Below are 14,347 nucleotides of genomic sequence, written 5' to 3'. Positions count from 1 at the left end.
ATGACGCTGCCAGGAGATCGACAGAGCCTCGCCACGATGCCCGTCTCGGACCTCGTGCGGTGCTACCGCTCGGGCGATGCCTCGCCGGTCGAGGCGGCGAAGGAGGTTGTCGCCCGGATCGACGGGCTCAACGATCGTCTCAACGCCTATTGCCACCTGGATCCCGACACGACGATGCGGGAAGCCGCCGCGTCGGAGGCACGATGGCGGAGGGGCACACCCCTGTCGCCGGTCGATGGCGTTCCTTACGGGGTGAAGGACATGGTCGGGGTGCGCGGGATTCCGACCCGGTTCGGCTCGGTGGCTCTCGCGGCGGACACGCCGGTGGCCGAAGACGCGCCGGCGGTCGCCCGCCTTCGCGAGGCTGGGGCGGTCTTTCTCGGCAAGACAACGACTTCCGAGTTCGGTTGGAAAGGTACCGCTGACAGTCCGCTGACCGGGATCACCCGGAATCCCTGGAACCCCGCCCTGACCAGTGGTGGCAGCAGCGGCGGGGCCGCGTGCGCCGCGGCGACGGGGATGGGGCATTTCCAGATCGGCACCGATGGCGGCGGTTCGTTGCGCATTCCCGCGAGTTTCTGCGGCGTGGTCGGGATGAAGGCCACCTTCGGCCGCGTTCCGGCCTGGCCGTCGGGTCCGATGTTCACCCTCTCCAACGTGGGGCCGATCGCCCGGACTGTCGACGATCTCGGCCTGATGCTGGACACGATCGCCCGGCCGGATCCGAGAGACTGGAACGCCGTACCGGAAACAGTCGCCTCCCGCCCGCCGGTCACGGAACTGAGCGGCCTGAGGGTGGCATTCGTTCCGGACGAGGCGCGGTGTGATCCCGACGTCTCGCTTGTGATGCGGGACGTAATCGGGCGCCTTGCGGACGCGGGGGCGGAACTCACGGAACTGGTCCTTCCCCTGGAAGAGGCGCGTCGGATCCTCGATCCGCACTGGCAGGCGGGTACCTGCTGGCTGGCCCGGACCATCCCGGCCGAACGGCACGATCTGCTCGACGAGGGCTTCAGGAAGGTTGCCGAACGGGGCGAGGGACTGTCGCTCATGGCGTATTACGAAGCGATGATGAGCCGCCAGAAACTGGGGGAAAGCCTTCAGCGGCAACTCGAGACTTACGACGTCCTGCTGACGCCGTGTCTTCCTATCCTTCCCTTTGCCGCCGGGCGACTCGGTCCGGGTGCCCGCGCGGAAGAAGACTGGCTCGATTGGAACCCCTACACGTTCCTCTTCAACCTCACGCGCCAGCCGGCCCTCTCGCTGCCCGCCGGCACGAGCGCATCCGGATTGCCCATAGGCATTCAGCTTGTTGCGCGGATGTACGAGGACCGCCGCCTGCTGATGATCGCATCGCTCGTGGAAAGGCTCGTCGGCTTCCCGGCGAATGTCGCCGGCGACCGGTCGGCGAGTGAGAAATCCCTGGATCGCTGACTCTGGTATACGGCTTCGGTCGGGCCTGCGGGGGTGAATCCGACTCGCAGGGTCCGATAACGCTGAACCACCCGTTCATCCCGAGCGCGTCCTGTCCGGGAGCCCCGAACGTGCGCGTTCGGCGGATGGAAAAAGACGCGCCGGGGAGATCCCCCGGCGCGTCCGTATTCGTCCGTGGTCGGCCCCCTAGAAGGGACCGGGCTTGTACATGCGCCGGCCCCAGTCGGCAACGTCGTCGATCATCCAGATCGGCGCGCCGCCTTGCAGCTCGATGGTACCGAAGGTCGCGGATTCACCCTTGAACCCGGCCAGCAGCTCGTCGACCGAGGGCTTGCCGCCGCGTTTCTCCCAGGCGAGCTTCTGCATCGCGGCGCCCTTTCGGAGGATCGTGATCAACTCCTCCCAGGTGATCGCCTTGTCGACGATCTTGGCGTGCTCCATGAACTCGGACGCCTTGATGATTGCCAGCGCATCGCTTTCCAGCATGATCGGCGCGTTGCGGACGCCGGCGGGCTCGCCGGCGGTGTCCATGACCTTTTCCGCGACCTCGCGCGGCAGGCCCCAATGGGGACCGGCCAGCTCGATCGACCGTTCCCGGTCGGTGGAAATGCGGTCGACCGCCTCCCAGACGGCGAGCAGCATGGCCACGACGAGATCCGGATGCTCGTCCATGAAGGCCTCGCGAACCGAGAGATGCAGCGAGTCGGCGATGAAGCCGGACGGGGCGGCCCAGGACTTGGCGACATCGGCCGAACGTCCGCCGGCGTTCTCGTGGCCTTCGCCGTAGCGGCCATCCGCATCGAACAGCAGCGAGGACAGGCCGGTCTGCGGGCCGAAATAGCGGAACGGCGGCCAGGTGGCGCAGGCGTCGATGATCTCCGGCATCTTGACGCATTCGGCGGGCTTGACGTTGATCAGCTTGATCCCGGCCTCATCGAGCGACTTGCCGGTTTCGAGCATCACGCCGGCGGCCAGCACGTAATGCGCGGCGGTCCCGATGAAGGTGCCGACGGTCTTGCCCTCGAGCTTGGCGATCGACGTCACGTCGGTCTTGCCCTTCGGCCTGACCAGCACCGCGTTGCTGATGTGGGTCGCCGCAATGCCGATCGGAATGGCCGCGATACCGGCCTGGAGACGCGACGAAAGCGGCATCGCCGACGTCCCCATCTCGAAATCCAGGCGGTCGGCCGCGAGCGCCTGGCTCACCGGCGGACCGCTCATCCCCTTGTGCCATTCGACGGTGACGTCGTAGCCGGCCTCCTTGGCATATTTCTCGAAGAGTTTCTCCTCGACGAGCGTCACGCTCAGCGGGGTGTTCGGGCCGACCAGCCAGGCGACCCGCACTTCGGTGGCAGCCTGGGCCGGCAGCGCGGCGGCGATCAGCCCCAGCACGCCGACGGTTCTCAGGACCTGCCCGAAGCGGCTTCCAAGTTTCGTTCCCATTCTCATCGTTCGTTTCCTCCCTCTGATGCTCGTTTCTGGTTGAAGTCGCGATCGCGTGTGAGAGGCCTCTAACGACCGACCTTCACACCCTCGTGCCAGGGCACGAGGAAGTGTTCCAGGCGACGCAGCAGCACATCCATGGAGATGCCGAGCGCGCCGATGGTGAACATGCCGACGATGACGATGTCGGTCCGGAGCACGTCCTGGTAGAAGGTGATCAGGTAGCCGAGGCCATCGGAGGCGGCGACGAATTCGGCCGCCACGATGCTCATCCAGGAAATGCCGACGGCGACCCGAACCGCGGTGATGACGGCCGGGATCGCGGCCGGCAGGACGACGCGAAATATCAGCGCGCTGCCCTTCGCGCCAAGCGACATCGCCGCCCGCATCAGCACCTGGTCGACCCCTTTCACGCCGGCGATCGTATTCACGAGGATCACGAAGAAACCGGCGACCGAGGTGATGAAGACGACCGTCGCGTTGCCGATGCCAAGCCACAGGACCGCGAGCGGCAGCCAGGCCAACGGCGGGATCGGGCGGATCAGCGAGATCAGGCCGTCGGCGATCTTCTCGAACCTGCGCGACAGGCCCATGAACACGCCAAGCGGCAGGGCCAGGCAGACCGAGAATGCCATGCCTGTCAGGATGCGGCCGAGGCTGATCCGGATGTGACTCAGCAGTTCGCCGCTTTCGATCATCGCCATGCCGGACACGACGACCTTCCAGGGCGTCGGCAGCAGAACCGGTGGAAACAGGTCCGTGTGGGCAGCCGTGACATGCCAGAGAAGCAGCACGCTGAGCGGCAGAACCAGGTAGAGATAGACCTGCTGGCGCATCAGCCGGGCAAACAGACCGGTGGCGTCCTTTCCGGACCCCTTCGGTCCGGCTATCTCGTCGCGTTCCGGTCTTGTCATGTCTGCCTCGTTGGTCGCTGACGACATCGCACGCCTCCTGTAAATCCCCGTGTGGCCGATTCTTCAGGCCCCATACGAGGCTCTCTCCAGCACTTTCATGTCGTGGGCGGGAAGCACGGTATCGGTGATCGCCCGCACCCGTTCGAGCGACCGGAACCATGCGTCGATATCGGTGTGAATGGTCGGCGGCACGCCCTGTTCGAAATTCTCGAAAAGATTGAAGGTGTCCGAGCCGAGCACGATGCGACCGTTCGCGGTGGCGACCGACAGGCCCTGCATTCCGGGCGAATGGCCCGGCAGATGCAGGACATCGATGCCAGGAGCGAGGGTGAAATCGCCGGTCACCGGACGAATGCGCCGGGCCACCCGATGCCAGCTCGGCGAATGGCCGCCGATCGGCGCCGCGTAGGTCCGGCAGAAGCAGGGCGCGGGGCAGTTGGCATAGGCCAGCTCCTCACGCTGCACCAGGATTTCGGCGTTCGGATACAGTTCGAGACTGCCGCTGTGGTCCCAGTGGAGATGGCTGATCACGACCGTGTCGATCTGGTCCGCGGCGATCCCGATGCGCGCCAGCGCGGACACCGGATCCATGCCGGGTTCGCGCTCGACGACCCGGTCGAGATTCGCGCGTACCCAGGCGGGATCGTCCGGGCCGGAATCCATCAGGATGACGCGGTTTTCACCGACGATGGCCCAGATGATCAGCGGGATCGAGACCTTGGTGCCGACATTGCCAAGATAGGTGAGAGTCGATTTCTCGAAATTGTGGATCGCGCCGACGCAAAGGGGATGGATGGTGTAACGGCTCATGAACGGCCTCGCGCTGTCGGTTTTCTGTCCTGGTCCGGCATTTCTCAGTGCCCCTTGAAGGACTTGAGCAGGTCGTGAACGTAGGCGACGAAGCGCTGGTATTCCGGCTCGAACCGGAGTTCGGGGCGACGCGGACGTTCGAAGGGTATCTCGATGATCTCCCGGACGCGCCCGGGGCGCGGCGACATCACGATGATCCGGTCGGACAGGTATACCGACTCGTCGATCGAATGGGTGACGTTGACGACCGTCTTGCGGCGGCGATTGTCATCGTCCCACCAGATATCCTGGATCTCGTCCTGCAGCTCTTCCCGGGTCATCGCGTCGACGGCGCCGAGCGGTTCGTCGAGCAACAGGATGTTCGCGTCGTTCGCGAAGCAGCGGGCGAGCGCGCAGCGCTGCTTCATGCCGCCCGAGAGCTGGTGCGGGTAGCGGTTCTGGAAGCCGTCGAGCCCGACCCGACGGATGTGGCTGTTCGCGATCTCGTGCCGTTCGGATTTCGCGATCCCCTTGATCCGCAATCCGAATTCGACGTTTCCCTGAACCGTCAGCCAGGGGAACAGGCAGTATTCCTGAAACATCATGCCGCGATCGGCGCCCGGGCTTGTTACCGGTTGTCCGCTTACCAGCACTTCGCCGGCGCTCGGCGTGTGGAAGCCCGCGATCATGTACAGCAGGGTCGTCTTGCCGCAGCCGCTCGGGCCGATCAGGCTGATGAACTCGCCGTCCTCGATCTGGAAGGATATCCCGTCGAGGGCCGTGGTTGCGGATTCTCCGGCGCCGAATACCTTGTGCACCCGATCGACGACGATGTCCCGTTTGGCGCTCCGATGGACCGCTTCACTGCTGGGGGAGGGCATCTTGCTTCTCCGGTTTGTACTGACGTCGTGGCGTTGATGAAACATCGGTCCGTCCGGCGTCCGCTCTAGCCGCGGGCCTTCGGTCGGTCGTCGGTTCGTGACAGGAAGGCCTGCATGCGCTCGGCCCGCTCCGGCAGCGCGAAAGCGGCCGTGGCAAGGTCCTGCTGTATCTCGAAGGCCGCGATCGCATCGGGGACGGCGTCGCCGCGAACCAGCGCCTGTTTGGCCAGGGCGAGCGCGCCAGCAGGCAGGGCGAGCAGCGTCGCGATCATCTCGTCGGTTTCGGCGGTGAGCCCGTCGGCTGATGTGACGCGGTTGACGAGGCCGTATCGTTCGGCCTCGTCCGCCGAAATCGACCGTCCGGTCAGGACCATCTCGGCGGCGAGGCGCGGGTTCGAAAGATGTCGCGGCAGCAGCGCGGAGCCGCCAAGGATGCCGACCCTTATCTCGGGCTGGGCGAAGCGCGCGCGCGCGTCGGCGATGACCAGGTCCGAAGCCATGGCGAGGGCGCAGCCGGCCCCGTATGCCGCGCCGTTGACCGAGGCGACGACGATTTGCCGAAGGGCACGCATGCGGCGGTAAAGCTCGATCGTGTTCTGGCAGAAGGCACGAAATTCATGCGGTTCCAGCCCGGAGATTTCCTCGATGTCGGCGCCGGCGCAGAACGCCCGATCGCCGCCGCCGGTGATCGTCAGGACGGTGCATCGGGCATCCGACCGCAGACGGTCGAACAGCGCGAACAACTCGCGGAAGGTCTGTGCCCTGAGCGCATTACGCCGCTCCGGTCGCGCGATCACGACGCGGACGAGCCGCCCGTCATGTTCCTCGCTGATCGACAGATCCGATTTTGCCAAGGTTCCGTTCCGTTTCATTTCCACCAGGTCCCCATGCGAGTGACGCTAGGGATAGGCACTGCAAGTGTCTGTCAACCAATTGACCAACCGGGCCCCGCCCGCCGCTTTAACGCGGCAGTTGATCGCCGAGCGTGACGGCGAGCAGCATCGAGGAACCGGTGACGAGAAGAATGACGACCAGGGCCCAGCTGAACTGCCGCGTCGGCACATAAGCCGCGACGCTGCGCCCGATGAAGGTTCCGGCGATGGTCGCCGGCGCGAGCCAGAGGCACGTCATGGCCGTTTCCGCGGAAATGCCGACAAAGCCGGCCTGCAGGGCAAGGGCGGCTGCGTGCGAGAGGACAAGAAGCGAGAGGCTCGTTGCCCGCGTCGCGTCCTTGTCGAAGCCGGTGGCCGCGAGATGAGTTACCGCCGCCGGCCCCGGCATGGCGAGAACCGCGCTCATGACCCCGGAAAGGATACCGGCCCCCACATAGCCGGGGCGCCCGAGGGTGGTAAGCAGATGCCAGGGCCGAAGCGAGCTTCGAACGGCGACGAGAAGCGCCATCAGCACAGTCGTGATCCCCGCCACCGCCTTCAGGGTCAGGATGTCGATGGCCGAGAAAAGCCAGATGCCGACCGGCAAACCGAGGATCGAGCCATAGACCAGATCGCGCAGAACCGGACGATCCGCCAGCTTGTACAGCGACGTCGACATGACGATGCAGACCAGGAGGCTGAGCACGATGGCGACCTGCACCGCCGAGCCTCCCTGCAGGGCGATCAGAAGGATCGGCACCGCGATCAGGCCGAAGCCGATCCCAGTCACGGACTGGAGAAACGCGGCGAGCAGCATCGCCGCTTGCATGGCGAGAATGACGATGATCTCGTTGGGCACCTGGACTACCGGAATCCGTCGAGCGGGATATGCGCCTGGCCCGCGACGACATGGTCTCCATGCTGGTTCTCGCACCAGATCTCGTATGTCGCCGCACCGGCGGCGCCGTTCGACGCCTGATCCGCCTTCGTGGCGTGAATGGTCAGCCGATCTCCGGGACGGACGGGGCGTCGAAAGCGTACATCGAGTTCACCTCCGGCAATCCAGACAGCGGGGCTTGCGATCCGGGCCGCCACGTATTCTCCCATGACGGCCAGCACCAGCATGCCCTGGGCAATGGTCCCGCCAAGCGGCGTCTCCTTCGCGGCAACCGGGTCCATGTGGATCGGGTCGTCCGCGCCCGCCGCCTTGCCGTAAAGTTCGATCTGCGCTTGGGTGATGATCCAGGCATGCGGGTCAAGCCGCGCGGGAGGGAGGGACGGGGCCGAGGTCATGCCGGCCACGCGATGGTCAGGACGCCGTCGCCGACCGACTGGCCGTCTGCGCGCCGGAGATCGGCGGCGAACTCGACATAGCGGCGACCGTTCCGTTCGTACTTGCCGATTGCGGTCGTGCGCAACCGGAGGCGGTCGCCGATCCGGACCGGAAGCCTGTTCCTCCACGACTGCCGGGCGTGGATCCCGCCACCGGGGACGCGCCAGTCGGTGAACGAGACACGCGGGATCGCCCAGCTCGCCGGGAGAAGAAATGACATGCCGTCGTCGTCCCGTTCCGGCAACCCGGCGGCCGCGCGCACGGCGTGGCCATATCCGGCAACCTGTTCGGCGGTCGCGACGATCTCCCGATCGGCGTAGATTTCTCCGATCGCGATCCGCCCGTAGTCGAGCAGGGGGACGGTCACGAGCCGCTTCCATCGGGTGCGGTCCCGTCCGACGCCATCAGCACGTCGACGGCGACGCCACCGTTCCCGGCTTCGTGCACGATCAACGGATTGATCTCGAGAAGCGACAGCGACGGCTCGGCCAGGGCCGCGTCGCCGAGCCGCTGCAGGACATCGACCACGAAGGGCAGGTCGACCGCCGGCTGGCTCCGATAGCCGTCGAAAATGGCGGCGCCCTGTATGCGCCGGCACATCGCCTCGATATCGGCCGTCGTCATCGGGAGCACGCCGACGGCGACGTCCCGGAGCAGTTCGGTCCAGATGCCGCCGAGGCCGACGCTGAGGACCGGCCCGAATTGCGGATCCCGCCGCACGCTGACGATCACTTCGGTGCCGGCGGCGATCTGCTGCTCCACCGTGACGACTACTTTCTCGGCCCCGAGCCCGCGGCCGACATCGGCCATATGCTCGAAAGCCTCGCGGACGGCTCCGGCGGTTCGGAGGCCGATCCGGACCGCGCCGGCCTCGGTCTTGTGCGCGACAACGGGATGGGCGAGCTTCGCGACCACGGGGTAACCGGTTTCCTCCGCGGCTTGCACGGCGTCCTCCGCCGTCGAGACGGTCCTGCTGCGCGGCTGGGGGATGCCGAGAGCGGCAACGAGTTCACGGCCCCTTGCCGGATCCGTCGACCCGGTTCCGGGATGTACGGTCTCGGTTGGCACCACGGTCTTCAGGCGTGCGCGAGGCTCCGCCAGGCCGGCCCATTCCGCGTAACGTACAGCATGACTCAGGGCGATCGCGCCGGCGCGCGCCGGCGCCGTGGTCACGCAGATGCCGGCCTCGCGCAGTCGGGCAATCGGCCCGGCCGGGCCATCGACCCAGGAAACGATCAACGCTTTCGAATTGCGCTCCGCGCAGGCGATGACTTCATCGGCGATCTGCTCGCCGTTCTTCTGCATCATGCCGAGGAAGAGGATGGTCGCGTCGATGTCGTCGTCGTTCGCGACCGCGTCCAGGCAATGGCCGACGCTGCCGCGCGTCGTCATCACCTGTCCGGTCAGATCGACCGGGTTGGTCACGGCACCGTAATAGGGAACAGCCTCACGCAGCCGGGCCATTGTCGTCTCACCCAGCGGTGGCACGTCGAGGCCCATCGCCTCGCAGGCGTCGGCGACCATGGTCGCGCCACCACCGGAAACCGACAGCACGGCAACCCGTCGACCCGACGGCAATCGCTTGTTCAACAGCATCGGGAGAACGTCGAGCAGCTCTTCCTCGGTCTCGACGCGGAGGATCCGGCTCTGTTCGAGCATTGCCGAGCAGAGTGCGTCGTCGCCGACGATCGCGCCGGTGTGGGACAGAGCGGCGCGCGCGCCGGAGGCCGTGCGACCGACTTTCACGATGACGATCGGTTTGCCTGCATTCAGGCCCATCTGTCCGACTTCGCGCAGGCGGAACGGATCGCGGATCGATTCGATGTAGCCGGCGATCACATCGACTTTCGGGTTGTTGAGCAGGAACGCGGCATAGTCCGGGAAGCCCAGATCGGCCTCGTTGCCCGAGGAAACGAAATGCGAGACGCCGATCTGCCGGGCGATCGCGAGGTCGATCATGAAGGTTCCGAAATTGCCGCTCTGGCTGACCAGCGCGAGTCCGCCGGGGGTCGCCGCCATGCCGTCCGCCGCCTGGCTGATGGTGGTGACGAGATGGTTCTCGGTATTGATCAGGCCGGTCGAGTTCGGACCGCATACGCGCATGCCGTGGCGCCGGGCGATGGCGATCATCTCCCGCTCCGCTGCCGCCGCGTCTCCACCGATTTCGCCAAAACCGGATGAAATGATCAGCGCGCTCCGCGCCCCGCAGCGCGCCGCCGCGCTGACCACTTCGGGAACGGCAACGGCCGGCACGACGACGACCGCCAGATCAACGGGTTTCGGGACCGCCTGGATATCGGGATAGCAGGTCCAGCCGAGGATCTCGTCGTACTTCGGATTGACCGGAAAGACCTCACCCTCGTAACCGTGCTCGTGCAGGAAATGCACCGGTCGGCCCGAGTTTTTCCCTCGGTCGGCGGAGGCGCCAATGATGGCGATCGAGCGCGGCTCCAGAAGCGCGCGCAACTCTATGTCGGCTGAGTTGGACAGGGACACGGTGTCGTCGCCTTTCGTACGGGTATCGGCTCGGATGGATGCGGTTCGTATCTGACCGGCACTCTTGGCCAGGGCGGCGCGCCTGTCTGTCAAGCAATTGACAAACGTCCCGGCGGGGATGTGCATAATCTTTGATCAGGCGCGATAGCCGGTGTTCGTCCCGGCAAGTGGCCGAAATCGTTTCAAGTCGCTGTCCGGTTGCTACCGGCCGGCCTGCGGATCAAATCCGGATATTGTCATTCCCGCCGTTTGCCGACACACTTTAGAAAAACATGGTGAAAGGAGTCGTTCGCGTTACCCAAATGGCGCGAGAAGAGAAAACGAAAAATAATCGAAAGTACAAACAAAAGAATAATTGCAGCAGTGATCTTCAATTTTAACGAGATTTTCGATCATTGTCTGCGGCCGCAACGGGGGGAGTTGTGCTGTGACTGTTATCGATCGAAGTAACCGGAATGCCTGGGTAAATGCCGTCGTGACCGACGATGACGTGGCCGCCGATGTTCGGCAACCCGATCTCTTCAAGTCACTGACGGAAATCGAACTCGACACCGTGCTCGCGCGGGCCCGCCTCAGAAAGCTGACGTCGGACGAGACGCTGTTTCTCCAGGGAGCGACCCATGAAGGGGTCTTTGCGATCAAGTCCGGGATGATCCGGACGTACTATTCCGGGCCGAGCGGTCGGGAAATCACGCTCGCCTACTGGGGGCCCGGCAATCTCGTCGGAACGCCGGAAGTGCTCAGCAAGAGCGTGCATGTCTGGTCGGGGACGGCGGTCGGTCCCACCGAGGTGTACTTCTTTTCCGGCGAGAACATGCGGCAGCTGATCAGCGAGATTCCGCGTTTCGCCGTCGCCATGATCGAGGCGCTTGAATTCAAGGGTAAGTGCTTCTCCACGCTGATCCACATGCTCGGTACCAATTCGGTGCCCGAGAGGCTCTGCCTCCTGCTGCGGAATCTGGTGGCGATCCACGGGGTGGAGCAGAAGAACGGTATCGTTCTGGGCGCCCCCTTCACGCACGAGGCTCTTGCGCAAATGCTCGGTTGCTCCCGCCAGTGGGTCACGATCTCGCTGGACCGGTTGCAGACGAAGGGGATCGTCAAGGTCGGCAACAGGTCGCTGCTGATCCGTCGCCCTGATTTGCTGTAACGCCCGACCATCCGGCTTCGACCGCGTTAAGGTAATGATACCTTTGACATAATCCTCCCGGGAGATAGACTTTCGGGAAACTGCGCTGAGCATACTGAGCGCCATCTGGAGCGGCCGGATATCCCATGGGAACAGCTTTTCTCACGCGTCAGGGCAGCAACAGGCCGCCGCATGGCCCTGTATCCATGGGGCACGCCCGCGCGGGGCACGATCCTGCGCGGCGCTCTGGCGACAGGCGCTCCAGATGAGAATACTGTTCGCCGACGATCACGACCTGGTACGGGACACCGTGACGTCCTACCTCGAAGGCCTCGATCTGAACCTGTCGGTCATTTCGGTCCGGACCTTTCAGGAGGCGCTCGCGTCGGCGGAAGCGGCGGAGTCGCTCGACCTGATCCTGCTAGATATCGATATGCCGGGCATGAACGGGCTCGAGGGCCTCGATGTGATGCGGCAGAAAGTGCCCGACGTGCCGGTCGCGATCCTGTCCGGACTCAGCACCCCCGACAATATCGTCAAGGCCTTGAAAACGGGCGCGTCGGGCTTCATCCCAAAGTCCATGGGGGCCCGCGCGATGGTCGGCGCGATCCAGCTCATCCTGGCCGGCGATCGCTATGTGCCGTCGAAGCTGGTCGATCAGATCGAAGAGCAGCTGGCGGCGGCGGCCGAGGTGGCCGCCAGGAAACTCGAAGAGCCCCTGAATTCAGACGAAGCGACCATTCTCGGCCTCCTGAAGAAAGGCAATTCGAACAAGGAGATCGCGCGATCTCTTGATACCGAGGAGTACACGGTCAAGTATCACATGCGGGGACTGTTCCGGAAACTCGGGGCCAAGAACCGGACGCAGGCCGTGATGATCGCGAGCGAGCGCGGCCTTCCCTGAAGCAGGTTCAGGTCGTTCGACCGGGTTTCAGATCCCCCAGCCTCCGTCGATGTCGATATCCTGCCCGGTGATGTTCTGCCCTTCCTTGCCGACCAGGAACAGGACGGCATTCGCCACGTCCCGGGCGGTCGTGATCCGCCGAATGGCCTGGGCTGCCGCGTATTCTTCTCGGATCTGCTCCTCGCTGACGCCGCGCGCCGCCGCCCGGTCGTGACACAGCCGCTGCATCCGCGGGCCGTCGACGATGCCGGGGTTGATGCAGTTGACATTGACGTTGTGCGGCCCGAGTTCGATCGCAATCGTCCGCGTGATGCCTCGCACCGCCCATTTGCTTGCGGCGTAGCCGACCCGGTTCGGGTAACCCGCGGTCCCGGAATTGCTGCCGATGTTCACGATCTTCCCGTAGCGCTGCGCGATCATCGTCGGGACGACATACTTGATGGGAAGGAAGGTGCCGGTCACGTTGACCTGCATGACCTCGTCGAACGCCGCCGGATCGACATCCTGAACCGGTGTCTCGATGGGGCCCGGAATGCCCGCGACATTGACGAGGATGTCGATGCGGCCGCCCGGAAGCCCGAGCGCCTCGTCCGCCATGGCGCGCACCTGTTCCGGGTTCGTCACGTCGACGACGGCGGACGCGGCGTGTCTGCCCATCGCGCGCACTTTGTCTGCGACCGCCTCGATTGCCGTCGCGTCCCGTGCCGCCAGCAGGACATGCGCGCCTTCGGATGCCAGCGCCAGGGTGATCTCCCGGCCCATACCCTTTGCGCCACCGGTCACGATGGCAACCTGGTCTCGAAGTTTCATGAGTTCCTCCTGTCACACCTTAGCGCGCGGGAATCGCCCGTTAAGTATTCATTCGAACAATCGAAATGGCCATCTGTTCACTGCGGGTAAATCAAGTGACCACCGGTCACGAATTCTCTTGAAATGCTCTGTGTCAGATCCGGAAGATGGCTGACTATACGGCAATGCACGCCGATTCTATCGAGGTTGGGAGATAGTGGATGAATCCTTGTGATCTTTTGCTGGCCGGGACGGGCTCGCTTGCGGAGGCGGCGCTGTTTTCCTTCGCCACGACCGGAGTTGGGAGGCCGCTCAGGATCTCCATAGGCGGGCGCAATGCCGAGCGGTGCCGGTGGCTGGCGCTGGCCGCGAATGCCCGGGCGGCCGCGCTCTCGGTCCCGAATTTCGTTGAACCGGCGATCCTCGACTGGTCCAGCCCGGAGGCGCTCGAGGGCGCGATGAGGCAATTGCAGCCGAAGGTGGTCGTCCAGACGGCATCGATGCAGTCGCCCTGGGCGCTCGCCGAGAGCAGCGCGTGGTCGCAACTGATCCGCGACGGTGGCTATGGTCTTGCCACGCCCTTTCACACGATCCTGACGGCGAGGCTGGTTCGCGCGATCGAGCGCGCCGGCACCGGATCGGTCGTCATCAACGGTGCCTATCCCGACCTTGCCAATTCGATCATCAAGGCCATGGGGCTGACGGTGCCGCTCGGTTTCGGCAATGTCGACATCGTCGCCACGTCGGCCGCGGCCATGCTGGGGTCGCGCGAACCCGGAAAGGTCCGCATGCTGGCGCAGTGGGAGCCGCATGTCGCCGACTTCAGGGAGCCGCCGGAGAAACGCCGCAACATCAACCCGAAAGCGTGGATCGACGGTGAGGAGGTCGCGGACTTCATGGCCCGGTTCCGCGATCTGAAGTTCCCGCCGGCATCGGACGATTCACTCAACCAGATCACCGGCACCACCGTGGTGCCGATGGCGCACGCGTTTCTCACCGGCCAGACCTACGTGGGGCACGCGGCGGGCCCGTTCGGGCTGCCGGGCGGGTACCCCGTCAGAATCGACAACGGCGAGGTATCGCTGAACCTCCCGGACGGCATTTCGCGGGAAGACGCGATCGCGTTCAACAAGGGGTTCGAACAGATGGAGGGCATCGTCCTCGACGAAGCGGCCCGCCGGGTCACGTTGACAGGCCATGCCCATGAAGCCATGGCGTCGCGAAAATTCGATCTCGCGGAGGGCTATCCGGTCGCGAGCCTCGAGGACCTGGAAATCGCCTGCACACGACTCGATGCCATCCGTGGAGAACTGATCGGCAAGCCGGCGAGCTGAGGGCACACGATACGGCCGGATCTGCCGGG

At 64.9% G+C, this 14,347-nt stretch carries 14 protein-coding genes; 4 read left to right on the top strand and 10 right to left on the bottom strand.

What is annotated here, in order from left to right; translation table 11 throughout:
* Positions 1–1,434, top strand: coding sequence for an amidase (locus OCH7691_RS14850; protein WP_085884311.1), 1,434 nt, complete (start codon positions 1–3; stop codon positions 1,432–1,434).
* A 186-nt stretch (positions 1,435–1,620) separates the two neighbouring features.
* Here OCH7691_RS14850 and OCH7691_RS14845 read toward each other — a convergent pair whose 3' ends face one another.
* The 9 genes from OCH7691_RS14845 to OCH7691_RS14810 form a co-directional block, all read right to left on the bottom strand.
* Positions 1,621–2,883 (bottom strand): ABC transporter substrate-binding protein, encoded by a 1,263-nt coding sequence (locus OCH7691_RS14845; protein WP_139839713.1) that lies wholly within the window; start codon positions 2,881–2,883, stop codon positions 1,621–1,623.
* A gap of 62 nt (positions 2,884–2,945) precedes the next feature.
* Positions 2,946–3,818, bottom strand: a complete 873-nt coding sequence (locus OCH7691_RS14840) for an ABC transporter permease (RefSeq protein WP_085884309.1) — start codon at positions 3,816–3,818, stop codon at positions 2,946–2,948.
* A 36-nt stretch (positions 3,819–3,854) separates the two neighbouring features.
* Positions 3,855–4,601 carry an N-acyl homoserine lactonase family protein gene (locus OCH7691_RS14835; RefSeq protein WP_085884308.1) on the bottom strand — a complete coding sequence of 249 codons (747 nt, stop codon included), beginning with the start codon at positions 4,599–4,601 and terminating at the stop codon, positions 3,855–3,857.
* Between the two features lie 44 nt (positions 4,602–4,645).
* Positions 4,646–5,461, bottom strand: a complete 816-nt coding sequence (locus tag OCH7691_RS14830; RefSeq protein ID WP_176245078.1) for an ABC transporter ATP-binding protein — start codon at positions 5,459–5,461, stop codon at positions 4,646–4,648.
* A gap of 65 nt (positions 5,462–5,526) precedes the next feature.
* Positions 5,527–6,315 (bottom strand): enoyl-CoA hydratase/isomerase family protein, encoded by a 789-nt coding sequence (locus tag OCH7691_RS14825; protein WP_176245077.1) that lies wholly within the window; start codon positions 6,313–6,315, stop codon positions 5,527–5,529.
* A gap of 106 nt (positions 6,316–6,421) precedes the next feature.
* Positions 6,422–7,192 carry a sulfite exporter TauE/SafE family protein gene (locus OCH7691_RS14820; protein ID WP_085884305.1) on the bottom strand — a complete coding sequence of 257 codons (771 nt, stop codon included), beginning with the start codon at positions 7,190–7,192 and terminating at the stop codon, positions 6,422–6,424.
* Between the two features lie 5 nt (positions 7,193–7,197).
* A complete protein-coding gene (locus OCH7691_RS23345) occupies positions 7,198–7,626 on the bottom strand; it encodes a MaoC family dehydratase (RefSeq protein WP_176245076.1) in 429 nt (142 codons plus the stop codon).
* A complete protein-coding gene (locus OCH7691_RS23340) occupies positions 7,623–8,033 on the bottom strand; it encodes a MaoC family dehydratase (protein WP_176245075.1) in 411 nt (136 codons plus the stop codon). The genes OCH7691_RS23345 and OCH7691_RS23340 overlap by 4 nt, the downstream gene beginning before the upstream one ends.
* A complete protein-coding gene (locus OCH7691_RS14810) occupies positions 8,030–10,162 on the bottom strand; it encodes an acetate--CoA ligase family protein (protein ID WP_176245074.1) in 2,133 nt (710 codons plus the stop codon). The genes OCH7691_RS23340 and OCH7691_RS14810 overlap by 4 nt, the downstream gene beginning before the upstream one ends.
* Before the next feature lie 475 nt (positions 10,163–10,637).
* Between OCH7691_RS14810 and OCH7691_RS14805 the strand changes: the two genes are divergently transcribed.
* Positions 10,638–11,312, top strand: coding sequence for a Crp/Fnr family transcriptional regulator (locus OCH7691_RS14805; RefSeq protein ID WP_139839712.1), 675 nt, complete (start codon positions 10,638–10,640; stop codon positions 11,310–11,312).
* A gap of 244 nt (positions 11,313–11,556) precedes the next feature.
* The gene (locus tag OCH7691_RS14800) at positions 11,557–12,195 is read left to right on the top strand and encodes a response regulator (RefSeq protein ID WP_085884301.1); all 639 of its coding nucleotides are present in this window, start codon (positions 11,557–11,559) and stop codon (positions 12,193–12,195) included.
* 27 nt (positions 12,196–12,222) lie between these two features.
* Here OCH7691_RS14800 and OCH7691_RS14795 read toward each other — a convergent pair whose 3' ends face one another.
* Positions 12,223–13,005: an SDR family NAD(P)-dependent oxidoreductase gene (locus OCH7691_RS14795; RefSeq protein WP_085884300.1), complete on the bottom strand. Its 783-nt coding sequence runs from the start codon at positions 13,003–13,005 to the stop codon at positions 12,223–12,225.
* A gap of 200 nt (positions 13,006–13,205) precedes the next feature.
* Between OCH7691_RS14795 and OCH7691_RS14790 the strand changes: the two genes are divergently transcribed.
* A complete protein-coding gene (locus tag OCH7691_RS14790) occupies positions 13,206–14,318 on the top strand; it encodes a hypothetical protein (protein WP_139839711.1) in 1,113 nt (370 codons plus the stop codon).
* Positions 14,319–14,347 lie beyond the last annotated feature (29 nt).

It is taken from the genome of Oceanibacterium hippocampi, assembly GCF_900172325.1.
In the GTDB taxonomy this organism is placed as follows: Bacteria; Pseudomonadota; Alphaproteobacteria; order Sneathiellales; family Sneathiellaceae; genus Oceanibacterium; species Oceanibacterium hippocampi.
Note: the sequence above shows the minus strand (reverse complement) of the source record. Positions and strands in the feature narration are given on the sequence as shown.

Excerpts from the sequence above, each read along its gene's own strand:
- OCH7691_RS14850 (WP_085884311.1), top strand. The coding sequence starts at position 1 with ATGACGCTGCCAGGAGATCGACAGAGCCTCGCCACGATGCCCGTCTCG.
- OCH7691_RS14845 (WP_139839713.1), bottom strand. The coding sequence starts at position 2,883 with ATGAGAATGGGAACGAAACTTGGAAGCCGCTTCGGGCAGGTCCTGAGA.
- OCH7691_RS14840 (WP_085884309.1), bottom strand. The coding sequence starts at position 3,818 with ATGTCGTCAGCGACCAACGAGGCAGACATGACAAGACCGGAACGCGAC.
- OCH7691_RS14835 (WP_085884308.1), bottom strand. The coding sequence starts at position 4,601 with ATGAGCCGTTACACCATCCATCCCCTTTGCGTCGGCGCGATCCACAAT.
- OCH7691_RS14830 (WP_176245078.1), bottom strand. The coding sequence starts at position 5,461 with ATGCCCTCCCCCAGCAGTGAAGCGGTCCATCGGAGCGCCAAACGGGAC.
- OCH7691_RS23345 (WP_176245076.1), bottom strand. The coding sequence starts at position 7,626 with ATGACCTCGGCCCCGTCCCTCCCTCCCGCGCGGCTTGACCCGCATGCC.
- OCH7691_RS14800 (WP_085884301.1), top strand. The coding sequence starts at position 11,557 with ATGAGAATACTGTTCGCCGACGATCACGACCTGGTACGGGACACCGTG.
- OCH7691_RS14795 (WP_085884300.1), bottom strand. The coding sequence starts at position 13,005 with ATGAAACTTCGAGACCAGGTTGCCATCGTGACCGGTGGCGCAAAGGGT.
- OCH7691_RS14790 (WP_139839711.1), top strand. The coding sequence starts at position 13,206 with ATGAATCCTTGTGATCTTTTGCTGGCCGGGACGGGCTCGCTTGCGGAG.